The sequence below is a fragment of the Nonomuraea sp. K271 genome, assembly GCF_009908215.1.
Lineage (GTDB): Bacteria > Actinomycetota > Actinomycetes > Streptosporangiales > Streptosporangiaceae > Nonomuraea > Nonomuraea longispora.
Window position 1 is genome coordinate 32,252 of sequence record NZ_JAAAHR010000036.1, and the last position, 26,150, is coordinate 58,401.

Annotated in this window: 23 protein-coding genes, 3 tRNA genes and 1 pseudogene; 16 read left to right on the forward strand and 11 right to left on the reverse strand. The window is 71.3% G+C overall.

What is annotated here, in order from left to right; genetic code table 11:
• The first annotated feature begins 24 nt into the window (after positions 1–24).
• The 3 genes from GUY59_RS15330 (at position 25) to GUY59_RS15340 (ending at position 3,431) form a co-directional block, all read left to right on the forward strand.
• Positions 25–948: a carbohydrate ABC transporter permease gene (locus GUY59_RS15330; protein ID WP_132334703.1), complete on the forward strand. Its 924-nt coding sequence runs from the start codon at positions 25–27 to the stop codon at positions 946–948.
• Complete coding sequence (locus GUY59_RS15335) at positions 945–1,778, forward strand: carbohydrate ABC transporter permease (RefSeq protein ID WP_138200456.1); 834 nt, start codon at positions 945–947, stop codon at positions 1,776–1,778. Before GUY59_RS15330 ends, GUY59_RS15335 begins: the two co-directional genes overlap by 4 nt.
• Before the next feature lie 315 nt (positions 1,779–2,093).
• Positions 2,094–3,431: an APC family permease gene (locus GUY59_RS15340; RefSeq protein WP_201760909.1), complete on the forward strand. Its 1,338-nt coding sequence runs from the start codon at positions 2,094–2,096 to the stop codon at positions 3,429–3,431.
• A 57-nt stretch (positions 3,432–3,488) separates the two neighbouring features.
• Here the strand turns inward: GUY59_RS15340 and GUY59_RS15345 are convergent.
• The 4 genes from GUY59_RS15345 to GUY59_RS15360 form a co-directional block, all read right to left on the reverse strand.
• A tRNA-Val gene (locus GUY59_RS15345) sits at positions 3,489–3,563 on the reverse strand.
• A gap of 1 nt (position 3,564) precedes the next feature.
• Positions 3,565–3,638: transfer RNA gene (locus GUY59_RS15350), tRNA-Cys, on the reverse strand.
• A 14-nt stretch (positions 3,639–3,652) separates the two neighbouring features.
• A tRNA-Gly gene (locus GUY59_RS15355) sits at positions 3,653–3,724 on the reverse strand.
• 15 nt (positions 3,725–3,739) lie between these two features.
• Positions 3,740–4,414: an ACT domain-containing protein gene (locus GUY59_RS15360; RefSeq protein ID WP_138200458.1), complete on the reverse strand. Its 675-nt coding sequence runs from the start codon at positions 4,412–4,414 to the stop codon at positions 3,740–3,742.
• A 267-nt stretch (positions 4,415–4,681) separates the two neighbouring features.
• Here GUY59_RS15360 and dusB point away from each other — a divergent pair, with 267 nt between their 5' ends.
• Positions 4,682–5,791, forward strand: coding sequence for a tRNA dihydrouridine synthase DusB (dusB, locus tag GUY59_RS15365; protein WP_252374899.1), 1,110 nt, complete (start codon positions 4,682–4,684; stop codon positions 5,789–5,791).
• Positions 5,792–5,810: 19 nt separating this feature from the next.
• Here the strand turns inward: dusB and GUY59_RS15370 are convergent, their stop codons facing one another.
• Entirely contained in the window at positions 5,811–6,590 is a 780-nt protein-coding gene (locus GUY59_RS15370; RefSeq protein ID WP_132342073.1) for a phytanoyl-CoA dioxygenase family protein, read from the reverse strand.
• A gap of 86 nt (positions 6,591–6,676) precedes the next feature.
• Between GUY59_RS15370 and GUY59_RS15375 the strand changes: the two genes are divergently transcribed.
• Positions 6,677–7,630, forward strand: a complete 954-nt coding sequence (locus GUY59_RS15375; protein WP_201760910.1) for an AraC family transcriptional regulator — start codon at positions 6,677–6,679, stop codon at positions 7,628–7,630.
• On the opposite strand, the gene GUY59_RS15380 is transcribed toward GUY59_RS15375, so the two are convergent.
• From GUY59_RS15380 to GUY59_RS15395, 4 genes are all read right to left on the reverse strand, one after another.
• The gene (locus GUY59_RS15380) at positions 7,597–8,100 is read right to left on the reverse strand and encodes a DUF2087 domain-containing protein (RefSeq protein ID WP_138200460.1); all 504 of its coding nucleotides are present in this window, start codon (positions 8,098–8,100) and stop codon (positions 7,597–7,599) included. The two genes, GUY59_RS15375 and GUY59_RS15380, sit on opposite strands and share 34 nt — an antisense overlap.
• 401 nt (positions 8,101–8,501) lie before the next feature.
• Positions 8,502–11,009, reverse strand: coding sequence for a DEAD/DEAH box helicase (locus GUY59_RS15385; protein WP_138200461.1), 2,508 nt, complete (start codon positions 11,007–11,009; stop codon positions 8,502–8,504).
• Positions 11,006–11,557, reverse strand: coding sequence for a GNAT family N-acetyltransferase (locus GUY59_RS15390; RefSeq protein ID WP_138200462.1), 552 nt, complete (start codon positions 11,555–11,557; stop codon positions 11,006–11,008). Before GUY59_RS15390 ends, GUY59_RS15385 begins: the two co-directional genes overlap by 4 nt.
• A gap of 46 nt (positions 11,558–11,603) precedes the next feature.
• Positions 11,604–12,884, reverse strand: a complete 1,281-nt coding sequence (locus tag GUY59_RS15395) for an acyltransferase family protein (protein WP_138200463.1) — start codon at positions 12,882–12,884, stop codon at positions 11,604–11,606.
• 185 nt (positions 12,885–13,069) lie between these two features.
• On the opposite strand from GUY59_RS15395, the gene GUY59_RS15400 reads away from it, so the two are divergent.
• Both GUY59_RS15400 and GUY59_RS15405 read left to right on the forward strand, forming a co-directional pair.
• A complete protein-coding gene (locus GUY59_RS15400; RefSeq protein WP_138200464.1) occupies positions 13,070–14,317 on the forward strand; it encodes a sensor histidine kinase in 1,248 nt (415 codons plus the stop codon).
• The gene (locus GUY59_RS15405) at positions 14,308–14,955 is read left to right on the forward strand and encodes a response regulator (RefSeq protein WP_132340193.1); all 648 of its coding nucleotides are present in this window, start codon (positions 14,308–14,310) and stop codon (positions 14,953–14,955) included. Before GUY59_RS15400 ends, GUY59_RS15405 begins: the two co-directional genes overlap by 10 nt.
• A gap of 148 nt (positions 14,956–15,103) precedes the next feature.
• Here the strand turns inward: GUY59_RS15405 and mihF are convergent, their stop codons facing one another.
• Together mihF and GUY59_RS15415 are read right to left on the reverse strand one after the other, a co-directional pair.
• Complete coding sequence (gene mihF / locus GUY59_RS15410; protein WP_132340195.1) at positions 15,104–15,409, reverse strand: integration host factor, actinobacterial type; 306 nt, start codon at positions 15,407–15,409, stop codon at positions 15,104–15,106.
• Positions 15,410–16,047: 638 nt separating this feature from the next.
• On the reverse strand, positions 16,048–17,274 hold the full coding sequence (locus GUY59_RS15415; RefSeq protein WP_201760911.1) for an ROK family protein: 1,227 nt from the start codon (positions 17,272–17,274) through the stop codon (positions 16,048–16,050).
• 22 nt (positions 17,275–17,296) lie between these two features.
• Between GUY59_RS15415 and GUY59_RS15420 the strand changes: the two genes are divergently transcribed.
• From GUY59_RS15420 to GUY59_RS15460, 9 genes and pseudogenes are all read left to right on the forward strand, one after another.
• On the forward strand, positions 17,297–18,541 hold the full coding sequence (locus GUY59_RS15420; protein WP_289513793.1) for an MFS transporter: 1,245 nt from the start codon (positions 17,297–17,299) through the stop codon (positions 18,539–18,541).
• A gap of 154 nt (positions 18,542–18,695) precedes the next feature.
• The gene (locus tag GUY59_RS15425) at positions 18,696–19,760 is read left to right on the forward strand and encodes a LacI family DNA-binding transcriptional regulator (RefSeq protein WP_138200468.1); all 1,065 of its coding nucleotides are present in this window, start codon (positions 18,696–18,698) and stop codon (positions 19,758–19,760) included.
• Positions 19,757–20,671: a carbohydrate ABC transporter permease gene (locus GUY59_RS15430; protein WP_138200469.1), complete on the forward strand. Its 915-nt coding sequence runs from the start codon at positions 19,757–19,759 to the stop codon at positions 20,669–20,671. Before GUY59_RS15425 ends, GUY59_RS15430 begins: the two co-directional genes overlap by 4 nt.
• Entirely contained in the window at positions 20,668–21,486 is an 819-nt protein-coding gene (locus tag GUY59_RS15435; RefSeq protein ID WP_138200470.1) for a carbohydrate ABC transporter permease, read from the forward strand. The genes GUY59_RS15430 and GUY59_RS15435 overlap by 4 nt, the downstream gene beginning before the upstream one ends.
• Positions 21,487–21,495: 9 nt before the next feature.
• The gene (locus GUY59_RS15440; RefSeq protein WP_138200471.1) at positions 21,496–22,794 is read left to right on the forward strand and encodes an ABC transporter substrate-binding protein; all 1,299 of its coding nucleotides are present in this window, start codon (positions 21,496–21,498) and stop codon (positions 22,792–22,794) included.
• Complete coding sequence (locus GUY59_RS15445; protein ID WP_138200472.1) at positions 22,791–23,753, forward strand: ADP-ribosylglycohydrolase family protein; 963 nt, start codon at positions 22,791–22,793, stop codon at positions 23,751–23,753. The genes GUY59_RS15440 and GUY59_RS15445 overlap by 4 nt, the downstream gene beginning before the upstream one ends.
• Before the next feature lie 6 nt (positions 23,754–23,759).
• A complete protein-coding gene (locus GUY59_RS15450) occupies positions 23,760–24,797 on the forward strand; it encodes an ADP-ribosylglycohydrolase family protein (protein ID WP_138200473.1) in 1,038 nt (345 codons plus the stop codon).
• Positions 24,794–25,933, forward strand: coding sequence for an ADP-ribosylglycohydrolase family protein (locus GUY59_RS15455; RefSeq protein WP_138200474.1), 1,140 nt, complete (start codon positions 24,794–24,796; stop codon positions 25,931–25,933). The genes GUY59_RS15450 and GUY59_RS15455 overlap by 4 nt, the downstream gene beginning before the upstream one ends.
• Positions 25,930–26,150: pseudogene (locus tag GUY59_RS15460) on the forward strand (ADP-ribosylglycohydrolase family protein); the annotation flags it as partial. The gene GUY59_RS15455 and the pseudogene GUY59_RS15460, both read left to right, overlap by 4 nt.

Here is a 26,150-nt window from a genome sequence, read left to right on the forward strand (position 1 = left end):
CATCCGAGCGACGAAGGAGCGCCCATGACCACCACCGTCGCGGCTCCCGCGACCTCCTCCGGCCCTGTCGCGAGGGCCAAGGTCCGGCGCGGCTGGACGCAGCACGGGCTGCTGTTCGTGGCCCCGTTCCTGCTGATCTACGTGGTCTTCCTGGTCTGGCCGACGCTGCTCGGCTTCCGGTTGAGCCTGTCGAGCGTCAACATCGCCGGCGGCAACGACCACCTCGTCGGCTTCGCGAACTACGCCGAGGCCTTCGGCGACCCCCGCATGTGGCGCTCGTTGTGGAACACACTGGTCTTCACCGTGCTCAGCACGATCCCGCTGGTGCTGCTCGGGCTGGCCTTCGCGCTGCTCGTGCACCACCTGCGCTTCATGCAGTGGTTGTGGCGGCTGTCGTTCTTCGGGCCGTTCCTGCTGCCGTCCGCCGTGGTGTCGATCCTCTGGCTCCAGATGATCTACCCGCCCGACTACGGGCTGCTCAACGGCACGCTCGGCACCGACGTCCTGTGGCTCGGCGACCCGTCCACGGCCATGTGGTCGGTGGTGCTGACCACGGTCTGGTGGACGGTCGGCTTCAACTTCCTGCTCTACCTGGCCGCCCTCCAGGCCATCCCGCACCATCTCTACGAGGCCGCCTCGATCGACGGCGCCACGGCCTGGGACAAACTGCGCTCCATCACGCTCCCGCTGCTCGGCCGTACGACGGCGCTCATCGTGGTGCTGCAGCTGGTCGCCTCGCTCAAGGTCTTCGACCAGATCTACCTGATGACCGGCGGCGGCCCCGAGGACGCCACCCGGCCCATCATCGAGTACGCCTACGACGTCGGCTTCACCGGTTACCGCATCGGCTACGCCTCGGCCGTCTCGTACATCCTGTTCGTCCTGATCGTCATCGTCTCCCTGGCGCAGCTCCGGCTGTTCCGCAAGCGCGAGGAGGTCGCGTCGTGACCAAGCGGTTCAGCGTCAGCCAGGCCGTCCTCCTGCTGGTCGCGCTCGTGCTTGCGGCGATCTGGCTCGCCCCCATCGCCTGGGCGGTGGCCACGTCGCTCAAGCCCGAGGACGAGACCACGGTGACCCCGCTGCAGTGGTTCGGCAGCGAGATCACCTTCGACTCGTACGCGCTGGTCCTGGAGACCGGCGGCATCCTCAAGTGGGCCGTCAACTCCACCGTCACCGCGGTCATCGTCACGTTCCTGACCGTGCTGTTCTCGGCCATGGCGGCGTACGGGTTCGCGCGCACCCAGTTCAAGGGGCAGCGGGTGCTGCTGGCGCTGATCCTGGCCGGCATCATGGTGCCGCCGCAGGTGCTCATCGCGCCGCTGTTCGCCGAGATGGTGGCCTTCGGACTGGTCGACACCTGGTGGGCGATCATCCTGCCGCAGGTGGCCGCGCCTCTGATCGTCTTCATCCTGTTCAAGTTCTTCCAGGACGTGCCGCCGGAGCTGGAGCAGGCCGCGTTCGTGGACGGGGCCGGGCGGTGGCGGGTGTTCTTCACGATCGTGCTGCCGCTCTCACGGCCCGTGCTGGCCGCGGTGTCGATCTTCACGTTCATCAACACCTGGAACAACTTCCTCTGGCCGTTCCTCGTCTCCACCGACCCGAACACCATGACTCTGCCGGTGGGCCTGGCCAACGTCGTGCAGGGAACCTTCGGCCTGCGGTACGCGCAGATCATGGCCTCGGTGGTGCTGGCCGGGCTGCCGCTGCTGGTCGTGTTCGTGTTGTTCCAGCGGCAGATCGTACGCGGCGTCGCCCACAGCGGCCTGGCCGGCCAGTGACCCGCGCGAACCTGAGCCGCGCCGAGGTCACGGCCACCACGGCGAGGACGGCGGCGACCAGACCGACGACGACGCCGGGCACACGCAGCACCGGCAGCAGCGTCGCCGCCGCACCGACCAGTCCGAGCACCAGCGCGACGACCCCGATCACGGGAGTGGGAGGGGCGGGGGCCAGGCGACTTGGCGCGCTACGCCCTCCGTGGTCCGCCGGCCGATCCCTCGGCATGATCACCTCGCCGATCGACCTGTCACGGCTCGGCCGCTGCTTGTAGTCGAGACCAGTGTCAAAAACCGTGATCGGGGAACGATATGACCATGACAGGCGCCGCACCCGAGGCCGGCCCCGTTTCCCTCAAGCGCGCTATCGGCCCCAAGCTTCTCGTCCTGTTCATCATCGGTGACATTCTGGGCACCGGCGTCTACGCCCTGACCGGCACCGTGGCCGGTCAGGTCGGCGGCGCTCTGTGGCTGCCCTTCCTGCTCGGCTTCGTCATCGCGATGCTCACCGCGATGTCGTACGTCGAACTGGTCACGAAATACCCCAAGGCGGCAGGCGCCGCGCTCTACACCCAGAAGGCGTTCAAGCGACCCTTCTTCACGTTCATGGTCGCGTTCACGGTCATGTGCTCCGGCCTCACCTCGGCCAGCGCGGCGGCCCGCGCGATCGGCGGCGACTACCTGGAGGCGTTCTTCACGCTGCCGAGCGTGGTCGTCGGCATCGTCTTCATCGTCGCCGTCGCGGCGCTGAACTACCGGGGCGTCTCCGAGTCGGTGAAGACCAACATCGTGTTCACACTGATCGAGCTCACCGGCCTGCTGGTGATCATCGCGATCGGCGTGTACACCGTGTTCACGGGCGCGGGAGAGCCGTCGAGGCTGGCCGAGATCGACACCGAGCAGGCGGGCGGGCTGATGTACGCCCTGCTCGGCAGCACCGCACTGGCCTTCTTCGCGTTCGTGGGCTTCGAGGACTCGGTGAACATGGCCGAGGAGACGCGAGACCCCGCACGGAACTTCCCCCGGGCGATCTTCCTCGGTGTGACGATCACCAGCATCGTCTACATCCTCGTGGCCATCACCTCGTCGCTCCTCGTCAGGCCCGAGGTCCTGGAGGAGTCGTCCGGCCCGCTGCTCGAGGTGGTGAAGGCCGGCGGGCTCAACTTCCCGCCGCAGTTGTTCGCCGCGATCGCCATCTTCGCCGTCGCCAACACGGCCCTGATCAACATGATGATGGCGTCCCGGCTCGTGTACGGCCTGGCGAACGAGCGGGTGGTGCCACGCCGCCTCGGCTGGGTCGACCCGCGCCGACGTACGCCGGTGATCGGCATCATCTTCACCACCGCGCTGGCCATCGCGCTCATCTCGACGGGGGAGATCGCAGGGCTCGGCGACACGACCGCGTTCCTGCTGCTGTGCGTCTTCACCGTCGTCAACGTGGCCGTGCTCGTGTTGCGCAAGGACCGGGTGGAGCACACCCACTACCGCACGCCCACGGCCCTGCCGGTGGTCGGCGCCGTGCTGGCCTTCATCCTGGCCAGCCCGCTGACCGGCCGGCCCGTCGAGGTCTATATCCGGGCCGGCGTGCTCCTGGCCATCGGACTGCTGCTCTGGCTGATCAACTGGCTGGTGGTGCGCCGCCAGAGCGAATCCTAGGCACAGGCGGAAACGAACGAACCCCGGCTGCGGCGCAGGCCGGGGTTCGCTCGTCGATGGTGGACGATACTGGGATTGAACCAGTGACCTCTTCCGTGTCAGGGAAGCGCTCTCCCGCTGAGCTAATCGTCCATGGAGGTGGCGACGGGATTTGAACCCGTGTGGACGGCTTTGCAGGCCGCTGCCTCGCCTCTCGGCCACGCCACCGAGCCCAAACTCCGAGCGGAAGACGGGATTCGAACCCGCGACCCTCACCTTGGCAAGGTGATGCTCTACCACTGAGCCACTTCCGCGTTGCTCCGACAACTCTAGCGGGTTTTTCGACCAGATGCTTCCGGTCCTTCGTCGTGGAGCAGCCGGGCCATGCTGCGCTCGGTCGCGGGCAGGGTGAAGAAGATCTCCAGGATCCGCGTCAGGCGGTGCACCTCGATGCGGTGGAAGGAGGGGCCCTCGGAGCGGGCCAGCACCAGGGACAGCGCCAGTGGCGGCAACGGGGCGTGGACGACGTGCAGGCCGTCGTCGAGGGTCAGGGCCATCGGGCGGGCCGGAAAGCCGGCCGGCATGGCGGGCGGCTCCTCGGGGGCGCGCCAGCTCGCGTAGACCACCCGCTGCTCGGCCGTCGTCGTGGCCGCCCAGTCGGCGCTGAACAGCACGGGGAGCGAGTCGACAAGCGTGGTCAGCGCCCGGTCGCCCGCCGTGGTGATGTATTTGAGTATCTCCAGCTCGGGGTAGGTGCCGGGAGCCTCCCGGGTGGTCCAGATCCCCTCGACCGTCACACCCTCGACGCCTTCCAGGCTCTTGACCAGCGTCTGCCTGGGCGTGCCCGCCGGGTTGAAGATCGTGATGTCGTCGACGGCCCGCCCGTCGCCCCGGTCGAGCACAGTCACCTGCGTGATGTCGGCCCCCGCCGCACCCAGGACCCTGGTCACCTGGGCCAGGGAACCCGGCCGGTCGGGCAGCACCAGGCGCACTCGAAGAAGCATCCGTGTCCCTTCGCATGAAGATGCCGGTTCCCAGTTTATCGGTGAGGGGTGCGGCGATCTGCCCTTTCGACGCCGCTTCGCTGAGTGTCCGACGCCCGCGAACGTGTCCGGCTTGGCCGGCCGCGCTGGAGACGCTGAGGACGTGCTGACGCGGCGCAGGACGAAATGGGGTCGCGGACGTTCGTCCAGGGAGGTGCGGGGCCCGCGCAGCAGTCGCACCCCCGGGCGAATACCGCTCGCGGCCTGACCTGCGCTACAACTGAGCGGGTGAAGATTGGGCCGATCGAGGTGTGGCCGCCGGTGGTGCTCGCGCCCATGGCGGGCATCACCAACGCGCCGTTCCGGGTGTTGTGCCGGCAGCAGGGCGCGGGGCTGTTCGTGTCCGAGATGATCACGACGCGGGCGCTGGTCGAGCGCAACCCCAAGACGCTCAGGATGATCCGCTTCGCCGGGTCCGAGCGGCCCAGGAGCATTCAGCTTTACGGCGTCGACCCCGCCACCGTCGGCCGGGCGGTCCGGATGGTCGCCGAGGAGGGCCTCGCCGACCACGTCGACCTCAACTTCGGCTGCCCGGTGCCCAAGGTGACCAGGCGCGGGGGCGGGTCCGCGCTGCCGTACAAACGGCATCTGCTGCGGCGGATCCTGCGTGAGGCGGTCGCGAACGCCGGCGCGCTGCCCGTGACGATGAAGATGCGCAAGGGCATCGACGACGACCACCTGACCTACCTCGACGCGGGGCGCATCGCGGCCGAGGAGGGGCTCGCGGCGATCGCCCTGCACGCCCGCACGGCCCGCCAGCACTACGGAGGCGTGGCCGACTGGGAGGCCATCGCGCGGCTCAAGGAGGCCGTGCCCGAGATCCCCGTGCTGGGCAACGGCGACATCTGGTCGGCCGGCGACGCGCTGCGGATGGTGGCGCGCACCGGCTGCGACGGCGTGGTCGTGGGGCGCGGGTGCCTCGGCCGGCCGTGGTTGTTCAAGGACCTGGAAAACGCGTTCAACGGCAGCCCCGAGCGGGTCAGGCCGGCGCTCGGCGAGGTGGCCGAGACGATGGCCCGGCACGCCGAGGGGCTGACCCGCGTCTTCGACATCGAGCGCTACGCGGTGGCCGACTTCCGCAAGCACGTCGGGTGGTATCTGAAGGGCTTCACGGTCGGGAGCGAGCTGCGGCGCGAGCTGGCCACGGCGGAGTCTCTCGACCAGCTGCGCGCGGGCCTGGCCAGGCTGGAGCACGACCAGCCGTGGCCGGCCAACACCGACACGCCGCGCGGCAAGTCGGGTGAGCGGTCCAAGGTGCTGCTGCCCGAGGGGTGGCTGGACGATCCGTGGGACTGCGTGGTGCCGGAAGAGGCGGAGTCGGACGTCTCGGGCGGATGAGCCGATCCCGGGCCGGCGTTCAGTGCGGACCGGTGATCTCGGTGCCGCACGGTCCGCCGCCCACGGCGGGCTCCAGCCGTACACGCTCACCCGACATCGTGAGCGTCGGGTAATACTCGGCGATGCGCTCGGCCGAGCGGCCGACGTAGTGGCAGATGAAGCTGCGCCTGAACCGGTCGCTCGTGCTGTTGGGCTCCGAGCCGTGCACCAGGCTGCCGTTGAAGAACAGCACGTCGCCAGGGGCCATGTCGACCGGCACCCGTTCGAGGCCGGGCGGCGGCGGCACGTACTCTCTGGTGAACGAGGTGCCCTGGTCGGCCTCCTCCGGGCAGAACAGGTCCATCAGGTGCGTCCCCGGCACGACCTCCAGGCCGCCGTTCGCCCGGTCCACCCGGTCGAGCGCCACCCAGGCGGCCACACAGGTGCCCGGCTCGACGCGGAGGTAGAAGTTGTCCTGGTGCAGGGCCTGGCCCCTGGCACCGGGAGGCTTGAAGTAGAACATGCTCTGGGCTGCTATCGGCTCCTCGCCCAGGAGGTCGTGGAGTATCGCGGCGATGCGCGCGTCGAGCAGGAACCGCAGGGCCACGTCGTTCACCTGGTGCGGATGCATGATGCGCGGATAGTCGCGCAGGATGTCGTACGGACGGCCGGGTTCCTGCGGCTGCGGGGCGAAATGGCCGGGGATCGGCCCTCCGGCGTGCAGCGCCATGAACTCGTCGCGCAGTTCGGCCGCCTCCTCTCCCGAGAGGAGGGCGGGAGCCAGCATGAACCCCTGGTCGTGAAAGTCGCTGAGCCTCATGCAACTCACGCTAGGCGGCACGTTCGTGGGACGGTATGCCTGTGAATGCTGCGGACCTGTCTGTTCCTGCTGCCGAACTGTTGATCGTGGGCCACTACGACAAGCTGCCCGGCTACGCGACCCGCCGTCCCATCGGGTCGCCCAGTTGGCTGCTGGTGTGGACGGAGGCGGGGGAGGGGCTCGTCGAACAGGGAGGTACGTCCTTCACGATGGGCGCGGGGGATCTCGCGGTGCTGGCGGCGGGGGTGGCGCAGCACTACCGGGTACGAACGGGAGCGCGACGGTGGCGGTTCTGGTGGGTGCACTTCCAGCCGCGGCCAGGCTGGGCGGCGTGGCTGGCGCCGTACGCGGAGGGCGACGGCTGCCATCGGGTCGCCGGGGTGCCGCCGTCCGTGCACGGGCGCATCGGGCAGGCGTTCCAGCGGGCGCTCCAGGACGCCCGCTGGGCACCCGGACTCACACCCCCGTCCCTGGCCGAAGCCCCTGCCCCGGGACGGGGCATGACGCGGGATGCCGCACCGGGCGGGGTGCCGGCTGGGGTGCCGGGTGAGGTGTGGGTTCCGGCGCTTGCCGTGGGCGGGCCGGCGCGGGAGCTGGTGCTGGGCGCCGTCGAGGAGGTGCTGGTGCTGGCCACCGCGTCCGCCCGCCCCGAAGGGACGCGTACCGGCGAGGAAGGCGACGCGCGCGTACGTCGGGCCCTGGCGATCATCGAGGCCGAGCCCGGCGCCCCGCACTCGGTGGCCTCGCTGGCCCGCGCCGTCGCGCTCTCGCCCTCCCGCTTCGCCCACCTGTTCGCCGAGGCGACCGGTCAGACGCCCATGAGGGTGGTACGCCGGGCGCGGGCCGTCCACGCCGCGAGCCTGCTGGAGGTGACCGACCTGGACGTCGGCCAGGTGGCGGAGGCGTGCGGCTTCGTCAGCCCGTTCCACTTCAGCAGGACCTTCAGCAAGGAGTACGGGATGCCGCCCCGTGACTATCGCGCCCGGCTGAGGGACCGGGGGCCCGCTCAGACGTCGACCGGGCCGCCGCTGCGCCAGTAGACGTTGCCCTCCCTGGACAGCAGCCCCTCGTCCACCAGGTAGCGGCGCAGCGCCGCGTGGTCGTCGTGGAAGGCGCGCAGGGCCACGTTGACGTCCTTCTCCGGATAGCGCACCCCCGGATCGAACACTCGTACGATGTACCGGAGCACGACGAGCCGTTTGTCCCGGCGCATCGCCGTGGTCGTCAGCCGCCCGCCCACCAGGAACGTCCGTAGCACCCGCTCCTCCGGGTCGAGCTCCTCCGCCGGTGCGGCGTGGGCGCGCAGCAGTTCGCGGAAGCGCTCGGGCGTGGCCTGCCATTTGCCGTCGTCGTCGCGGGCGGCCAGGCCGCCGGTGGCCAGCTTGTGCAGCGTCTTCGGGGACAGGTCGCCGGGGAGCCCGAGCACCAGGGCAGCGAAGGCGCGCAACGTGTCGTCCTGGGCGAGCAGCCCGAGGACGCGCCGGAGGTCTTGGTCGTTCACCCGGCCCATTTTGTCCTATGATCGAAGCGCGGCCTCCTGACTCGCTGTAACCGCGCATGTCACGAAATGTCTCGATCTTGAGACATGGTGATGACACGACCTCGACGCTCCGGACCGGACACTTAATCGACAGGCCTGTGCCGGGGCGCCCTTGCCAGTCCGTTCCGGCACAGGGCTTGTCGCTTTTCTGAGACCGGCCGGCCCCCACGCCGGTGCGAGACCGGATCACGGCGGCATCGGCCCGGGTCCTCGTCAGAGCCGGAAGATCCAGTGGCGTGCCGCTCGGGCTCGCTCACGCGCTCACCGAGCCGGACCCCGAGCGACGCCGCTGGGTGACGGGCGCCCGGCTCTGGCGACGCCGGCCTCCAGCGGCCCGCCGCGCAGGGGACGGCCGGCGACCTCGACGGGGATCAGAGCCGGTTGAGCCCGATCACGTGGAGCACCGCCCGGCCCTCCTCATCGGATGCGGCCAGGTCGACCTGGGCGTCGATGCCCCAGTCACCGTCGCCGGCCGGATCCCTGATCGTCTGCCTGACCTTCCACAACCCGCTCTCCTCCTCGATGCGCAGCAGCGCGGGCCCCCGGGCGTCGGCGTCGGTGAGGATCTCCTCGTGATCGTCGTAGTAGGCGTCCAGCGCCGCGCCCCAGTCGACGTCGGGGGCGAGCTCCTCCAGCTCGTCCTCCTTCTCGATGGCGGAGAGCTCGACCAGCCGGAACATGGCGTTGCGTACCAGCACCCTGAACGCCCGCGGGTTCGCGGTGACCGGGCGCACCGTGGCTTCGAGCTGGTTCTGCTGCTCCAGCACCGCGGCCGGGTTGGTCAGCTTCTCCCATTCGTCGATCAGCGACGAGTCGACCTGGCGGACCAGCTCGCCGAGCCACTCGATCAGGTCGACCAGGTCGTCGGTCTTGAGGTGCTCGGGCACCGTGCGCGACAGGGTGCGGTAGGCGTCGGCCAGGTAGCGCAGCACCGTGCCCTCGGACCGGGCCAGCTCGTAGAACTGGATGTACTCGGCGAACGTCATGGCCCGCTCGTACATGTCGCGCACCACGGATTTCGGGCTGACCGTGTAGTCGCCCACCCACGGATGGCCGCGCCGGTAGGTTTCGTACGCGCCGAGCAGCAGGTCGTCCAGCGGCATCGGATACATGACCTCGGCCAGCTGCTCCATCCGCTCTTCGTATTCGATGCCGTCGGCCTTCATCTGCGCGACGGCCTCGCCCCTCGCCTTCTTCAGCTGGGCCGACAGGATCTGGCGGGGGTCGTCGAGAATCGACTCCACGATCGACACCACGTCGAGCGCGTAGGACGGAGACTCGCGGTCGAGCAGGTCGAACGCGGCCAGCGCGAACGTCGACAGCGCCTGGTTGAGCGCGAAGTCCTCCTGCAGCTCGATCGTCAGCCGGGCCCGCCTGCCCTGCTCGTCGGGCTCGGCGAACTGCTCGACGATGCCGCCGGCCAGCAGCGAGCGGTAGATCGCGATGGCCTGGCTGATGTGCCGCCGCTGCCACTTGCGGTCCTCGTGGTTGTCGGTCAGCAGGTGCTTCATCGCCTGGAAGCAGTCGCCCGGCCGGTTGATCACGGCGAGGAGCATGGCGTTGCTGACCTTGAAACGCGAGTTGAGCGGCTCGGGCTCGGCCTCCTGTAGCTTGACGAACGTGTCCTCGCTCCAGCCCACGAAGCCCTCGGGCGGCTTCTTGCGGGCGTAGCCCCGCCGCCGCTTCGGATCGTCGCCGATCTTGGCCAGCGCCTTGGCGTTCTCGATGTCGTGCTCGGGCGCCTGGCAGGCGACGTAGCCGATCGTGTCGAAGCCCGCACGGCCCGCCCGCCCGGCGATCTGGTGGAACTCGCGGGCGCGCAGCCGGCGCACCTTGTTGCCGTCGTACTTCGACAGCGCCGTGAACAACACCGTCCTGATCGGCACGTTGACGCCGACGCCCAGCGTGTCGGTGCCGCAGATGACCTTGAGCAGCCCCGCCTGCGCGAGCCGCTCCACCAGCCGCCGGTATTTCGGCAACATGCCGGCGTGGTGAACGCCGATGCCGTGGCGGACCAGCCGCGACAGGGCACGCCCGAACCGGGTGGTGAACCGGAAACCGCCGATCATCGTGGCGATGGCCTCCTTCTCGGCCTTCGTCGCCATGTTGATCGACATCAGGGCCTGGGCGCGCTCCATGGCCGCGGCCTGCGTGAAGTGCACGACGTAAACCGGCGCCTGGCCGGTGCTGAGCATCTCCTCCAGCGTCTCGTGCAGCGGGGTCATCCGATAGGAGTAGACCAGCGGCACCGGCCGCTCGGAGTGCTTGACCACGGACGTGGGCCGCCCGGTGCGCCGGGTCAGGTCGCGCTCGAACATCGACACGTCGCCGAGCGTGGCCGACATCAGGATGAACTGCACGTTGCGCAGCTCCAGCAGCGGCACCTGCCACGCCCATCCGCGGTCGGGCTCGGCATAGAAGTGGAACTCGTCCATGACGACCTGGCCGATGTCGGCCGCGGCCCCGTCGCGCAGCGCCACGTTGGCCAGGATCTCGGCCGTGCAGCAGATGATGGGCGCGCCGGGGTTGACGCTCGCGTCGCCGGTCATCATGCCGACGTTCTCGGTGCCGAAGACGGCGCACAGGTCGAAGAACTTCTCGGACACCAGCGCCTTGATGGGCGCGGTGTAGAACGTGCGGAGGTCACGGGTCAGCGCGGTGAAGTGGGCGCCGGCGGCGACCAGCGACTTTCCCGAGCCCGTCGGCGTGGCCAGGATCAGGTTGCTGCCGGAGACCACCTCGATGAGGGCCTCCTCCTGGGCGGGATAGAGGGTGAGCCCCCGCTCGGCGTTCCAGGCGACGAACGCGTCGAAAATGGCGTCGGGATCGGCGTCGATGTCATCTGGCAGGCGGTCAACGAGTAGGCTCACGCCCTCTATCCTGCCGAAGTTTGCCCGATGGTCGAACCGGCTCCGCCCCGATCAGGCCGAACTTCCAGGTCGAGCTGGAACAGGACGGTGTCGATCCAGCGCCCGTGCTTGAAGCCCACGGCCCGCAGCCGGCCTGCATCGGCGAAGCCGTACGCCTCGTGCAGCCGCGCCGACGACGGGTCGCCCGAGTCGGCGATCACCGCCACGATCCGGCGGGCGTGCGTCCGGCGCGCCGCGTCGATCAGCTCGCCGAGCAGCAGCCGGCCGAGCCCGCGCCCGGTCATGCCGGGGGCGAGGTAGATGGTGTCCTCGACGGTGTGCCGGTAGGCGGGCTTGGGACGGTATTGCGTGAGGTAGGCGTAGCCGGCGATCCGGCCGTCCACGTCGGCCACCAGGAACGGCAGCCCGGCCCCCGTGACGCCGGCCGCCTTCACGCGCCAGTCGTCCACCGACGGCGGCGTCTCGTCGAACGTGGCCACGCTGCCCGTCACGTAGTGCGCGTAGATGGCGGCGACGGCGGGCAGATCGGCATCGGAGAGGGCTCGGACCTTCGTCATGCCCCCATTCTGAGCACCGGCGCGTTGCGCCCGTGTTTCCCCGCCCTCACGTCCTGGCGCGCGGCGCCGTCATCAGCAGCCCCCCGAGCAGGGCGATCACCGCCAGGAACGGGCCGCCGCCGGGCGCGAACCCGCACACCGTGAGGGTCAGCACCCCCGCGCCGACCAGCCCGGTCGCCCCGAGCACGGTGCCCCAGCCGGCCTCGCCGTACGGCAGCTTGGGCGGCGTCTCGAACCTGGCGAACCCCTTCAGCAGCGGCCACAGCACCAGGGACAGCAGCCCGAACCAGAGCGGCCATCCGGCGAACCAGAACGCGCTGCCCGGCGCCGGCGTGCCGATGCCCAGCAGGACCACCACGACGCCCGTGACCGCGAACAGGGCCGGCATGTGCCACAGGTACACCGTCATGATGCGCGGTCCCGCCCAGTCCAGCAGCCGGCCCGTACGCAGGCGCAGCAGCCATGGGCGCAGCAGCACGGCCAGCCCGATCTGCCCCGAGGAGACGGCCAGCATGACGAGGGTGGGCGGGGCCATGTTCGACATCTCGGCGCCGGGGAGCCCGATCATGCTGCCCGGGTAGGGGCCGTACGCCACCAGCAGCGCCGCCGCCCCGAAGCCCGCCACCGCCAGCGCCCACGCGTGGCGCAGCCGTCCCTCGGCGTAGAGGAAGCCGAGCTGGTGCACGGCCAGCCAGACGAACACGATGTTCAGATAGCCGAGGGCGTCGAGCCCGGTGGAGAAACGTACGACGTCCGTGAGCACCGCGCCGGCCGCCAACGCGGCGGGGACCCGCATGCCGTACCTCTCGTGCAGGCGCAGCGCGTACGGGGTGGCCGTGACGGCGATCAGATAGACGGCGAGGAACCACAGCAGCTGCCCGGTCAGCTTCGCGCCCACCTCGAGCGGCTGCGCGGGGACGCCCAGCGTGAGCAGGATGTGCGGCAGCGGGATCCACACCGCGGCCAGCGGCAGCAGGGGCCAGGCCAGCCGGCGCAGCCGCACCGCCAGCCACCGCGGCGCGCTCGTGCGGCGCCGCCCGAAGCTGATCGCGTTCGCCGCGCCGCCCGCGAAGAACACCAGCGGCATCACCTGGCTGATCCAGGTCACCACCCACACCCCCGGCGTGGACAGCGCGTTGCCCGTGGTCAGCCGGACGCCGTCGTACGACAGCACGGGGATCGTCCAGTGTTGCAGCACGATCAGCGCCATGCCGAACACGCGCAGGAGGTCGATGAACGGATCCCGCGCCGCCGCGCGCACGCCGGCCGCGCGGGACGGCCCTGTGGTCGTGGCTGTGGCCGTGGGGCGGTCCAGCAGGACGGTCATGGGGGAGCCTCGATTCGCCCGGGGACGGATGACTCAAGGCTTCCGTCAGGGGCGTCCGCGCACATTGCCGCCGTCCACCCTGTCCTGGTCAAGATCGCACCACCGGCGCCGGTAGGGCTGGCCCTACCCCCGGACACCAGTGCACCCGCTCGTCCGGAACGACGGGACGAAATACCGTTGAGGCCATGCGCTCCCTGATGAGGCGGGTCCTTCTCGACACTCGCTACACGCTGGTCGGCTTCCCGACGACCGTCATAGGTTTCGTGCTCATGGTCGCCGGGTTCTCCGCCAGCGCAGGAACCTTGGTCGTGTGGCTCGGCGTGCCGCTCCTGGCCGGCACGCTGATGATGGCGCGGGGGTTCGCCGACGCCGAGCGCGGCTGGTTGTCGGACGTGCTCAAGCGCCCGCCGGTGCGGCCCCGCTACAAGCCGGCCCCGCCCGGCGCGGGCTGGTTCCGCCGCCTGGTCAACCCGATGACCAGCGGGCAGTCCTGGCTCGATCTGCTGCACGGCATCATCAGCCTGCCGTTCGCCATCGTGGCGTTCGTGCTGACGGTGGTCTTCTGGGTGATCCCCCTGGCGGGGCTCACGTGGCCGCTGTACGGCATCATCACCTCGCGGATCCCCGGCAACATGGAGCTGCCCGAACTGCTCGGCCTCGGCGACGGCTACGTCGTCAACGCGGTCTTCTACGTCGGCGTCGGCCTGTTCTTCGCGCTGCTCATGCCGTTCATGGTGCGCGGGGCCGCGTTGCTGCGGGCGGGGCTCGGCCGGGCGCTGCTGACCACCGTGGCCGAGCTGCACGAGCGCATCGACGACCTGGCCGAAGGCCGCGCCGCCGCCGTGTCCGCCGAGGCCAACGCGCTGCGCAAGCTGGAGCGCGACATCCACGACGGCCCGCAGCAGCGGCTGGTCTCGCTGGCCATGGAGCTGTCCAGGGTGCAGCGGCAGATCGCCAAGGACCCGGAGGCGGCGCAGACCACGCTCAGGTCGGCGATCGGCGCCACCCGTGAGACGCTCGACGAGCTGCGCGCCCTGTCGCGCGGCATCGCCCCGCCCATCCTGTCCGACCGCGGTCTCGCGCCCGCGCTCGCCGCCCTGGCCGGGCGCTGCACGGTCCCGGTGGACCTGGACGTGCAGACGGCCGAGCGCTATCAGGCCTCGGTGGAGAACGCCGTCTACTTCGTCTGCGCCGAGGCGCTCACGAACGTCGCCAAGCACAGCCGTGCCACCGTCTGCACGGTCCAGCTCATCCGCATCGGTGACGGTCTGATGCTCACGATCGGCGATGATGGTGTCGGCGGCGCGAGCGTCGCCAAGGGACATGGTCTCGCCGGGCTGGCCGACCGGCTCCGCGCTGTCGACGGGGAGCTGACGGTCCACTCGCCCGAGGGCGGGCCGACAGCGATCGTAGCGGAGGTGCCGTGCGCGTAGTCGTGGCCGATGACGCGGTTCTGATCAGAGAGGGCCTGGTCAGGCTGCTCGAAGAGTTCGGCTGCGAGGTGGTGGCGGCCGTCGGCGACGGGCCGGGCCTCGTCGAGGCGGTCGCCGAGCACAAGCCCGACGTGTCGGTGGTCGACGTGCGCATGCCGCCGTCGTTCACCGACGAGGGGCTCAGGGCGGCCGTGGAGGCCCGGCGCAGGGTGTCGGGGGCGCCCGTGCTCATCCTGTCGCAGTATGTGGAGGTCTCCTACGCCGACGACCTGCTGGCCGACGCGCGCGGCGCGGTGGGCTACCTGCTGAAGGACCGCGTCGTCGACGTCGACGAGTTCCTCGAGGGCCTGCGACGGGTGGCCGCCGGCGGCACCGTTTTCGATCCGCAGGTGGTGTCACAGCTGATGGTACGCAGGCGCAAGGACGATCCGCTGGCACAGCTCACGCCGCGGGAGCGCGAGGTGCTGGGGCTGATGGCCGAGGGGAAGTCGAATCCGGCCATCGGGCGGCAGCTCGTGATCAGTGACGGGGCCGTGGAGAAGCACATCAGGAGCATCTTCAGCAAGCTGGGCCTCTACGCGGAGGACAGCGACCAGCATCGCCGGGTGCTCGCTGTGCTGACCTACCTGCGGTCCTGACCTTTATGTCGTTGTCGGTTCGCTCGCACCCCCGGCCCCGGCCCGCCGGCGAGCGGGGGCGGCTCCGCTCTCCGGTCCCTCCTCGGCCGCGCTGAGGGGTGGCTGGCCGGTCCGCGCGACGCTGCGCGCGGACCTGGCCGCTCGGGTGTCAGCCGAGCGCGTCGACCAGCTTCTTACGCTGCTGGGCGCCCAGGCCGCCGAGACGGCGCTTCTCGTCGACGCCAGCCTCCTCCATCAGCGCGGTGGCCTTGGCCGGACCGACGCCCTTGACGGCGCGCAGCGCCTGGGAGACCTTGATCTTCTTCGCGATGTCGTCCTCGCGCTCCAACAGCTGGGCGAACGTCAGCTCACCGGCCTTGACCTTGGCCAGCAGGGCGGTGCGAGCCGCACGCGCCTCGGCCGCCTTGGCCAGAGCCGCTTGACGCTGCTCGGGGGTGAGGGTGGGAAGTGCCATTTCTGTTCTCTCCTCGGGGAGTTTACGTTCGGGTTCTGTTACCCGTGGTGCAGTGGCTAATCATGGCGGATACCAGCGGTTCGTGTTGCGGAAAGCGCCCGGCTCAACCTGTCGCCACCCGTCGCGGCCGCTTCGTGGCACGCCACGCGCCGCGCGAGCAGGCCTTCGCCGCCCCCCATGCCGCTGACCACGCGTTCTCCCTCACCGTAGCCCCACCAGAGCGGAATGCCACCTCGGCGGCGGGCGGACCGGCCGTCCCCAGGCCCGGGGGACGTGCCCCCAGGAGCCGCCCATCCGGCCCGGTCAGGGGCACCGCCGCACGGGGCCGCCGCGGCAGGGGCGCCGCCCGGCGCGAGCACACCGCCGCACCCCCCGTACGCTGCGAAGATGCGGATGTCACGTCGCGTCCGCGACGGTGACGCAGACCGTGGCGCATTCCCGGACCGCGCGGGTGACGGGCGTCCCGTCCGTACCGGGCACGGGCATCCGGTTCGCGTGTTCCGCCGCCCGGATCATGGTGCTCCGGCTGGTCGGAGGGTTTGCCCGTACGGGGTGGCTTGCGGGGGCGTGCACGGCCGGAAATCTGTGCGGGTGCGCAGCGCGTTATAGCGGCTGATCTCCCTTCGGGGTGGAATGCGTCACATTTCGCCTGCCGGGCGTGTCGCTACCCTGGTCAGGGTGGTTTTCCGCCACCTTTCGAGCCCTTCGGGGGTCAGGAAAACGTCGAAGACCGACTCCATGGCGCCCAGCAGCGCCCCGCGCCAGCCCAGCGCCGACCCCTCGATCCTCGGCGGGTGCTCGCGGCGGATCGCCATGAGGCGCGGCTCGCAGGCCCGCAACAGCGTCTCACCCGCCCGCTCGGCCAGTTCCGGGCCGTGGCCTGACAGGGTCACCACCTCGGGGTCGTGGGCGTTCACGAGCGCGGCGATGCCCCGGCCCAGGGCGGCGGCGCAGGCAGCCACCGCCTCCTCGCTCGTGGCCAGCACACGCTCGGCCTGCTCGCGTCCCCGCCCTCCGCCGTACTCGAGGCCGGCGTGGCGCAGCAGTGCGTTGGCGCCGACGTCCATGCCCCAGCAGCCGGTCGCCCCGCACATGCAGGGCCGGTCCCTGAACGGGCGGCTCGCGTCCAGCGGCATGTGCCCGAACTCGGCGCCGGTGCCGCTCGCGCCGCCCAGCGGACGCCCTTCGACGACCAGCACGCCGCCCAGGTCGAAGTCCACGTGCAGGTGCAGCCCCACCCGCACGTCGCGCAACCGGCCGCGCCGCGCCTCGGCCAGTGCGGCGAACGCGGTGTCGTTCCCGAGCGTCACCCCGTCGGCACCCGCGCCGGGGGCGGGGCGGGGCAGGCCGAGGAGGGCCGGGACGTCCACCGAGCGCCACCCGAGGTGGGCGATGTCCGCCAGGCCGCCGAACCGCACCGGCCCCGCCAGGGCGACGCCGACGCCGATGACCCGGTGCCCGAGCCGGGACGTGTGGGCGGCGACCGCCTCGCCCAGCGGCACGAGCGCGCCCTCCGGGGTGCCGTCGTGCGGGCGTACGTCCAGGACGGTGACGCGGCCGCCCAGCTCGCACGCGGCGAGCTCCCACGCGTCCTCGCGCACGTCCGCCGCCAGCGCCAGCGGTCCGCGCGGATGAGGGCCCGGCACCTGGGTCGGCCGTCCCCGCCCGTGCTCCGGGGCGGGCTCCTCGTGCAGCAGCTCGTCCTCGGCCAGCCCGGCCACCAGCACCGACGCCGTGCCCCTCGCCAGCCGAAGCTCGCGGGTCAGCCGCGACCGGGTGGCGGCTGACCCGCCGTCGTGCACGGCGCGCAGCAGCCGGACCCGGTTGTGCGCGCGGAGTTCGCCGCTCGTCGTGGCTCCGTTCACGGACACATATTATGCTCTAGCCGTGAACAAAAGCCTCATTGAAGCCAGACGCGCTCGTGCCGGAGTTTTCGGATATTTCATTCTCTGCGGTTTCGTCATGGGTCTGTGGGCGGCCGGGCTGCCGTCCCTGAACGACCGGCTCGACCTCGGCTTCGCCCGGCTGGGCAGCATCCTGCTGCTGATCTCCGGCGGCGCGCTGGCGTCGATGCTGGTGGCGGGATCCCTGGTGGACCGGTGGTCCAGCAGGCGGGTGTGCTGGTTCGCCGGGCCCTTCTCGGCGCTGGTCCTGCTCGGCCCCGCCCTGGCGCCCTCGTACGGGGCCCTCGTGGCGCTGGCGATCGTGTTCGGGATCGGGCTGGGCGTGACCGAGGTCTCCATGAACGCCCACTCCGTCGAGGTCGAACGCCTCTACGGCCGGCCGATCATCTCGGCCTTCCACGGCACCTGGAGCCTGGGCGGCGCGGCCGGCGGCGGGCTCACCTCGCTCGTCCTGAAGGCGGGCCTGGACGCCCAGTGGCTGCTGATCGTGGCGGCGCTGGTCGTGCCCTTCCTGTACGTGCCCGCGGCGCGGCTGTTGCTGCCCGACCAGCCCGGGAACGCCTCGCCGCAGCCGGGGGCGCAGAAGGGCGGCGGATTGAAGTGGGGGCTGATCGCGGTGCTCGGGCTGGCGGCCTTCGCCGGGCACCTCAGCGAGGGCGCGGCCATCGACTGGGCCGCGTTGCACGCGAGCACGGTGCTGGCGACCGATCCTGCCATGGCGCCGCTGGCGTACACGGTGTTCTCCGTGGCCATGACGACCGTCCGGCTGCTGGGCGACCCGATCAGGGCGAAGCTCGGGTCCGTGCGCACCATCCAGCTCGCCGGGCTCTTCGCCACCGCCGGCTACGTGCTGATCCTCCTGTCGCCCTCGCTCGTCGAGCCGCTCCAGGTGGCCTGCGCGTGGACCGGCTGGGCCCTGGCCGGGGTCGGGCTGGCCACGGTCGTGCCGGTGCTGTTCAGCGCCGTCGGGGCGGTCGGCGACCGGGTCGGGCGGGCGCTGGCCATGGTGACCGCGTTCGGATACAGCGGGCTCCTGCTGGGGCCCGCCGTGCTCGGCTACGTGGCCGAGGCGTCCTCCCTGCCGGTCGCGCTCGTCATCCCGACGGTCCTCGCCGCCGTCGTGGCGCTCGCGGGCGCGCCCGCGATCCGTTCGCTGCTCAAGGTCTCCGGCGCCGGGCCCGGCCAGGGAGTGGTCCTCGCGCCTCAACCGGAACCCGCACGGGACTGACCTCCGCCCGTGCCGGGCACTATTTGCGGCAAACGCCTCCGACCTGGCGTTATGCGATCGTGACTTGACCGGTGGGTTGCCGTACGGGTTTCATGTGGCGCACGCGGTAAACGTTTACAGCAATCGATCGTCAACGCCACCGGGAAGGACAGCCGTGGCCGACGGACCCACGATCAACACGATCGCCGAGCGCGCCGGCGTCTCGATCGCCTCGGTCTCGCGGGTCCTCAACGGCCTGCCGACCAGGCAGGAGACCGTGCGCAAGGTGATGGCCGCCGCCGAGGAGCTCGGCTACGTGCGCAACGCCGTGGCGAGGTCGCTCAAGTCGCGCCGCACCCACCAGGTGGCCTTCGCCATGGCAGACGTCGGCAACCCCGCCTACCTGGCCATGCTGCGCGAGATCCAGCCGGTGCTGAAGGCGGCGGGCTACCGGCTCGTGCTGCACTCCACCGACGCCGTCGTGGCCGACGAGATCGACGTGCTGCACAGTCTCGGCGAACGGTACGTGGACGGGCTGATCATGAGCCCGCTGCGGGTCACCGGGCAGCACCTCGAGATGCTGGCCGCCGCCAGGGCACCCGTCGTGATCATCGGTTCGGTGCCCGAGGGCACGCGGGCCGACAACGTACGCGCCGACTCCCGCACCGGCGTGCGGCTGGCCATCGACCACCTCTACGCGCTCGGCCGCCGCAGGATCGGCATGATCAACGGCCCGCTCGACACGGTGCCGGGAGCCGCCCGCGGCGCCGCGTACCGGGAGGCGCTCGCCGACCTCGGCCTGCCCTACGACGAGGACCTCGTCCGGATCGGCGACTTCTACCGCGCGGAAGGGGGCCGCGCGGTGGCGGAGCTGCTGGACAGGGTTCCCGACGTGGACGCGCTGATGTGCGCCAACGACCTGATCGCGCTCGGCGCGCTCGACGTGCTGCGCGCGGCCGGCAAGCGGGTGCCCGGCGACGTGGCGGTGGTCGGCATGGACGACACCGACCTGGCCGCGGCCTCGTGGCCGGCGTTGTCCAGCGTCTCGCTCGGTTCGGCCGAGCGCGGCAAGGCCGCCGCCGAGCTGCTGCTCGACCGGCTGCAGGGCGGCGACCGCGAGCCGCGGGTGGTCACCGTGCCGCCCCGGCTCGTGGTCCGCGCCAGCACGGCGGGACCGCCGGACGCCACTGCCGGGCACGGCAGTGCGGAACGTACTGAAGGAAAGGAGGGCGGCGCGTGACGGCGACCGTGACGAAACCGGCGCCGCCGCGCAGGCCGCGCGCCAGACGCCGCCACACCTCGCGCCGGACGCGCGAGATGTGGCTGCTGATGCTGCCCGCGCTGGTGCCGGTGCTGCTGTTCAGCGTCGGGCCGCTGCTGTACGGCATCGGCCTGGCCTTCACCGACGCCCGCAACACGCGGGTGCACGAGACGAGCTTCGTCGGCCTGGAGAACTTCACCGACCTGCTCGCCGACGACGACTTCTGGGCCTCGTTCAGGATCGGCGCCATCTGGGCGGTCTCCGTGACCGTGCTGCAGTTCCTGGCCGCGCTCGGCCTGGCCCTGCTGCTCAACCAGAACCTGCGCTTCAGGGGCGTGGCCAGGGTGCTCGCCGTGGTGCCGTGGGCGATGCCGCCCGTGGTCATCGGCCTGATGTGGAAGCTCGTCTACCATCCGGACGCCGGCATACTGAACGACCTGCTCGGCACGGACATCAACTGGCTGGCCGACTTCTCGCTCGCGCTGCCCGCGATCATCGTGGTCGGCGTGTGGACCGGTATGCCGCAGACCACGATCGTGCTGCTGGCCGGCCTGCAGAACGTGCCCAAGGAGCTCTACGAAGCCGGCGAGATGGACGGCGCGGGCCGCTGGCGGCGCTTCTGGAACATCACGCTGCCGCAGTTGAGACCCGTGATCGTGGCGATCACGTCACTCGACTTCGTGTGGAACATCAACCAGTTCGGCCTCGTCTACGTGCTCACGCAGGGCGGGCCCGGCGGGCAGACGCGGCTGCCGATGTTGTTCGCCTACGAGGAGGCGTTCCGCTACCGGTTCGCGGGCTACGCCTCGATGCTCGGCCTCGCCATGGCGATCGTCGTGCTCGCGGTGCTCGGGTTGTACCTGTGGCGGCAGATGAGGGAGAACCGATGAGACGCCTTCCGCAGTACGCCGCGCTGGCCGCGTACATCGTCTTCCTGGCGTTCCCGCTGCTCTGGCTGCTGTCGACGGCGCTCAAGACGCCGCAGGAGATGGCGCTGACCGAGCCGACGTGGGTTCCGCGCGAGCCGACCCTGGCCAACTTCACCGACGCGTTCGGCGAGCAGGACCTGGTGGGCGCGGCGGTGCGCAGCCTGATCGTGGCGCTGTTCAGCAGCGTGATCACGGTGCTGATCTCGCTGCCGGCCTCCTACGCCATGGCCCGCTACCGCAGCCTGCTCAACCGGGTCGCGCTCGGGTGGGTGCTGGTCAGCCAGGTGTTCCCGTTCATCCTGATCATCATCCCGCTCTTCATGATCCTGCGCGAGATGGACCTGGTGAACACGCTTCCGGGTCTGGTGGCCGTGCACGTGACGTTCACGCTGCCGTTCGCTCTGTGGATGTTGCAGGGGTACGTGCGCGCGGTCCCGCCCGAGCTGGAGGAGGCGGCGGCCGTGGACGGCGCCTCCCGGCTGCGCTCGATCGCGTCCGTGGTGGCGCCGCTGCTCGCGCCGGGCGTGGTGGCCACGCTGCTGTTCGCGTTCATCTCGTCGTGGAACGAATTCATGTTCGCCCTCGTGATCCTGCAGAACCCCGATGTCATGACGCTCCCGCTGACGCTGGTGAGATTCACCGGCCCCGAGGGGGTGGCCAGGCTGGGCCCGCTGGCCGCGGCGTCGCTCATGGCGACCATCCCGAGCCTGATCTTCTTCGCAATCATCCAGCGGCGCCTGAAGTCCGGCCTGATGGCCGGCGCCGTCAAGGGCTAGGAGGCTCATATGCGTATCAAGTCCGCTCTGGCGGTGGTGGCGATCGCCGCGCTCACCACGGCGTGCGGCGGGGGAGGAGGCGGCGAGTCCTCCTCGAACGAGCCGGTGAAGATCGATTTCCTCAGCCTGGCGTGGCAGAAGGAGTCCGTGGCCGCCAACAAGCAGCTCGTGGAGGAGTGGAACAAGGCCAACCCCAACATCCAGGTCACCTACGTCCAGGGCAGCTGGGACAACGTCAACGACCAGCTCGTCACCCAGTTCGCCGGCGGCACGGCCCCCGACGTGATCCACAACGACTCCCCCGCGCTGGCCGGCTTCGCCACCGACGGCTACCTGCTCGACCTGCGCGACCAGCTGTCCGCCGAGCTGAAGAACGACATCCCCCAGTCCGCCTGGGACACCGTCACCTTCGACGGCGGCAAGGGCGAGCAGGGCGTCTACGGCGTGCCGTTCCTCCAGGAGTCGCAGGTCATCATCGCCAACAAGAAGCTGCTCGACGCGGCCAAGGTGCGCATCCCGACGGCGGACGCTCCGTGGACGTGGGACGAGTTCTCCGCGGCGGCCAAGAAGATGACCAAGGGCGACACGTACGGCGTGGCCTGGCCGATGAAGTCGCCGGTCAACAAGACGCTCAACCTGGCGCTCAACTTCGGCGGCACGTTCTTCCAGACCGCCGGCGGCAAGACCACGGTCAAGGTGGGGCCCGAGGAGCGCGAGGTGCTCCAGCGCATCCACGACCAGCTGTACAAGGACAAGTCGGCCGACCCCGCCGCGCTCGGCCAGGGCACCGCCGACCCGCTGCCCGCCTTCTACAAGGGCAAGTTCGCGCTGCTGCCCGCCGGGGTCTACCTGCGCCAGCAGGTCGCCGAGCAGGCGCCGGACGGCTTCGAGTGGGTCACCCTGCCCGGCCCGAAGGGCACCACCGCCCAGCAGGGCGCGGTCTCGCAGACGTTGTCGATCGCGCAGGAGAGCGAGCACCCCGACGAGGCCATGAAGTTCATCTCGTTCTTCCTCAACGGCTCCAACCAGGCCAAGCTCGCCAAGGGCGACTGGCTGCTGCCGACCTCACAGAAGGCCGCCGCCGACCCGGCGATCACGACCGAGGAGAACGGCTGGGACGTGGCCACGGCCTCCGCCAAGAACCTCGTCGAGGCGCCGTTCCTCAAGGTGAACGGCTTCGACGAGTGGAAGAGCAAGGTGGCCACGCCGGTCCTGCAGGAATACTTCGCCAACAAGATCACCATCGACGAGGTGGCCAAGAGGCTGGTCGAGGACGGCAACAAGGTGCTGGAGCGGTACCAGCGGTGACTCTTCGTGACCGGGCCCGGGGGTGCCTGCTCGGCCTGGCGGCCGGCGACGCCCTCGGCGCCCCCGCCGAGAACCTGATGCCGTCGGAGATCCGGCGCAGGTGGGGACGGCTCACCGAGATCGAGGGCGGCGGCACCGACGACACCGAGTACGCGATCTTCGCCGCCTCTCTCCTCGTCCGCCACGGCCATGCCCTGACCAGCCAGGACGTCGCCGCCGCGTACCGGCGGGAGATCCTGCCCGCGATCGCCGGGCCGATGCGCGGGGCCGGGTTCTCCGAACTGGGCACCGTGGAGGCGCTGCGCCGGGGCCTTGAGCCGCCGCTGACCGGGCTCGTGCACGCGCACGGCTGGTCGGACGGGCTGGCCATGCGGGCGGCGCCGTACGGGATCTTCTGCCCGGGTGATCCGGCGGAGGCGGCCCGGCTGGTGGAGCAGGACGGGCTGGTCAGCGCGGCCGGTGAGGGCATCCTGGGCGGCCGCGCCGTCGCCGGCGCGGTGGCCGCCGCCATGGGCGGCGCCGCCCCTGACGCGGTCGTGGACGCCGCGCTCGCGGTCGTCCCCGCCGACTCCTGGACCTCCAGGAACATCGTCCGCGTACGCGACGTGCTCGACGCCGAGGCGGCAGGACCGGGCGTCGTCGAGGCGCTGCACGAGGCCGTGGTCGTACGCCACTACCCCTGGACCGACGTGGCGCCCGAAGCCGTGGCGCTGGCGTTCGCGGCCTTCCTCGCGGGCGGCGGCGACGTGGAGGCGTCGGTGACGTTCGGGGTGAGCCTCGGCAGGGACGCCGACACGATCGGCGCGATCGCCGGGGCCGTGGCGGGAGCCGGGCGCGGAGAGCACGGCGTGCCCCGGCGGTGGGCCGGGAGGATCGGGCCGGTGACGGGCAAGTGCCTGCCCGTCGTGGCCGGGAGACATGTGCGGGACGTCGCCGACGAACTGGCGGAAAGGCTGTAGATCACGATGTCGGGGGACAGGATCAGGGGAGCCTTCGCCGGGCTCGCCGTGGGCGACGCGGCCGGATGGCCCGCCGCCAGGCACCGGGCGGCGCTGCACGCGCCCTGGAGCCGGCGGCTGCACAGGGAGCTGGACACGTTCGCGGAAGAACACGGCGTGACCACGCTGCCGGTGCCGTTCGCGCTGAACCAGCCGGTGGCGCCGCTGCGCGTCGGCCCGTCCGACGACGCCGAGTGGCTGGCGTGGACGGCGCTCACCATCGACCGGCCGCGGGCCGAGGCGTTCAGGGGCCTCATCGACCCGCAACCGGGAACGGCCGGTGAGGGTGCGGCCTCCGCCTCGGGAGAGGCGGGCGGCGGCGGTTCCGTCAGGGCGCGCATCTCGGTGGCGACCGCGCTGGACAACCTCGCCAAGGACGTGGAGCCGCCCGCGTCCGGGCACGACAATCCGCACTTCTTCGACGACGCCGCCGCCGTCAGGGCCGTCGCGTTCGGGGTCCTGGGCAGGGACCCGACGCCGGACGCGGAGGTGACGAACGCCGGCGACGGCCTCCTCGGCGCCAGGGCCATGGCCGCCGCGGTGGCCGAGGCCGTGGCCTCGGGTTCGGCGGCGGGCGCCGTCGAGGCCGCGCTGGCCGTGCTGCCCGGCGGCACCGCCATCGGCCACAACGCCCGCCTGGCGGTCAAGGCCGCGCGGGCGGCGGGCGACCCGTTCGCCGCCGTACCGGCGCTGGACGCGGCGCTGCTCGACCACGTCTACAGCTACGGCGTCGGCGCGGCCCAGACGGTGCCCGTCGCGCTGGCGCTGGCCGAGGTGTCGGGCGGGGACCTGAGCCGGGCCGTGCCCGCGGCCGCGTGCCTGGCCGCGCTCGCCGACTCGGCGCCCGCGCTGACCGGAGCGCTCACGGGGGCCTGCGGCGGGCTCGGCGCGATCCCGGAGGGATGGATCGCGCCGGCTCGTACGCTGGCCGGCTGCTGCCTGCCTGACCTGGCGGGCCTGGATCTGATCGAACTCGCGAACGATGTCACGGAGGGAATCGCATGACGCCGCTTGAGGACAGGGCCACCGGCTGCGTGGCGGGTGCGGCGGTCGGTGACGCGCTGGGCGGCGCCACGGAGGGCTGGACTCCCGAACAGATCGTCGAGCGGTACGCGGGCCGCGTCGAGGGCATCGTGCCGCCGTTCAACGAGGACTGGCGCAACGCCCGGCCGATCGCGCCGTACCACAAGGGCGACGGTCACATCACCGACGACACGTTGATGACGCACGCCCTGATCCGGGTCTACGAGAAGGTGGGCGGGCACCTCGGGGCGTACGCGATGGCCGAGCACCTGGTGCCGGAGCTGATGGGCGAGCGGCGGTGGATCCCCGAGCTGGAGGCCGAGGCGCTGCCGCTGCAGCGGATCTTCCTGGCCGAGAAGTGGATCGTGGCGAGGCTGCACTACGGGCACGTGGACCCGCGCGAGGCAGGTGTCGGAAATATCGTGAACTGCGGCGCCGCCATGTACGTCGCCCCCGTCGGCATCGTCAACGCCGCCGACCCCGACGCCGCCTACGCCGAGGCCATCGACCTGACCGGAGCCCACCAGTCCAGCTACGGCCGCGAGGCCGCCGGCGTGATGGCCGCCGCCGTCGCCGAGGCCATGCGGCCGGGCGCCACGCCCGATTCCGTGGTCGCCACCTGCCTGCGCCTGGCCAAGGACGGCACCAGGGCCGCCATCGAGGCCGTCTGCGAGGCCGCCGCCGGGATCGGGCACTGGGAGGGCTCGTTCGAGGCGCTGAGGGCCGCCATGCGGCCGTACGACACGGTCGCCGACACCTACCGCGACCAGGGGCTCGGGGCGCGGCGGCCGAGCCGTACGCACAGCATCGAGGAGTTGCCGCTCGCGCTCGGGTTCCTGGTGATCGCCAAGGGCGGCTACCGCGACACCGTGCTCGGCGGCGTCAACTACGGGCGCGACGCCGACTCGATCGCCTCCATGGGCGGGGCCATCGCGGGGGCGCTCGGAGGGTTGTCCTCCGTGCCGGGGGAGTGGGTGGAGCAGGTCGACGCCGCCAGCCGTACGGACCTGGTGGCCCCCGGGCTCGCCATCGCCGGGGTCGCCCGCCGGGTGCACGCCGACGACCTCGAGCGGCGGCGCGACCACGAGGCCGCCTTCGCCGCCCTGGACCGCCGGTGATCCGGCTCACCTGGGTCCAGCCCGAGGACCTGATCGGCCACGAACTCCGCCAGGCCGCCGAGGACGGCCGCGCCGGCGCGAGCGGTACCGGGGAACGGGTGCGCCAGATCGCGGCCCGGTGGCACGCCGCCGGAGGACATGGCGCCCCGCCACGCGCGGGCGCCTCCGGCCCGGACGCCGCGCGACTGAGAGGGCTGGCCGGGGAACTGCTGGACGA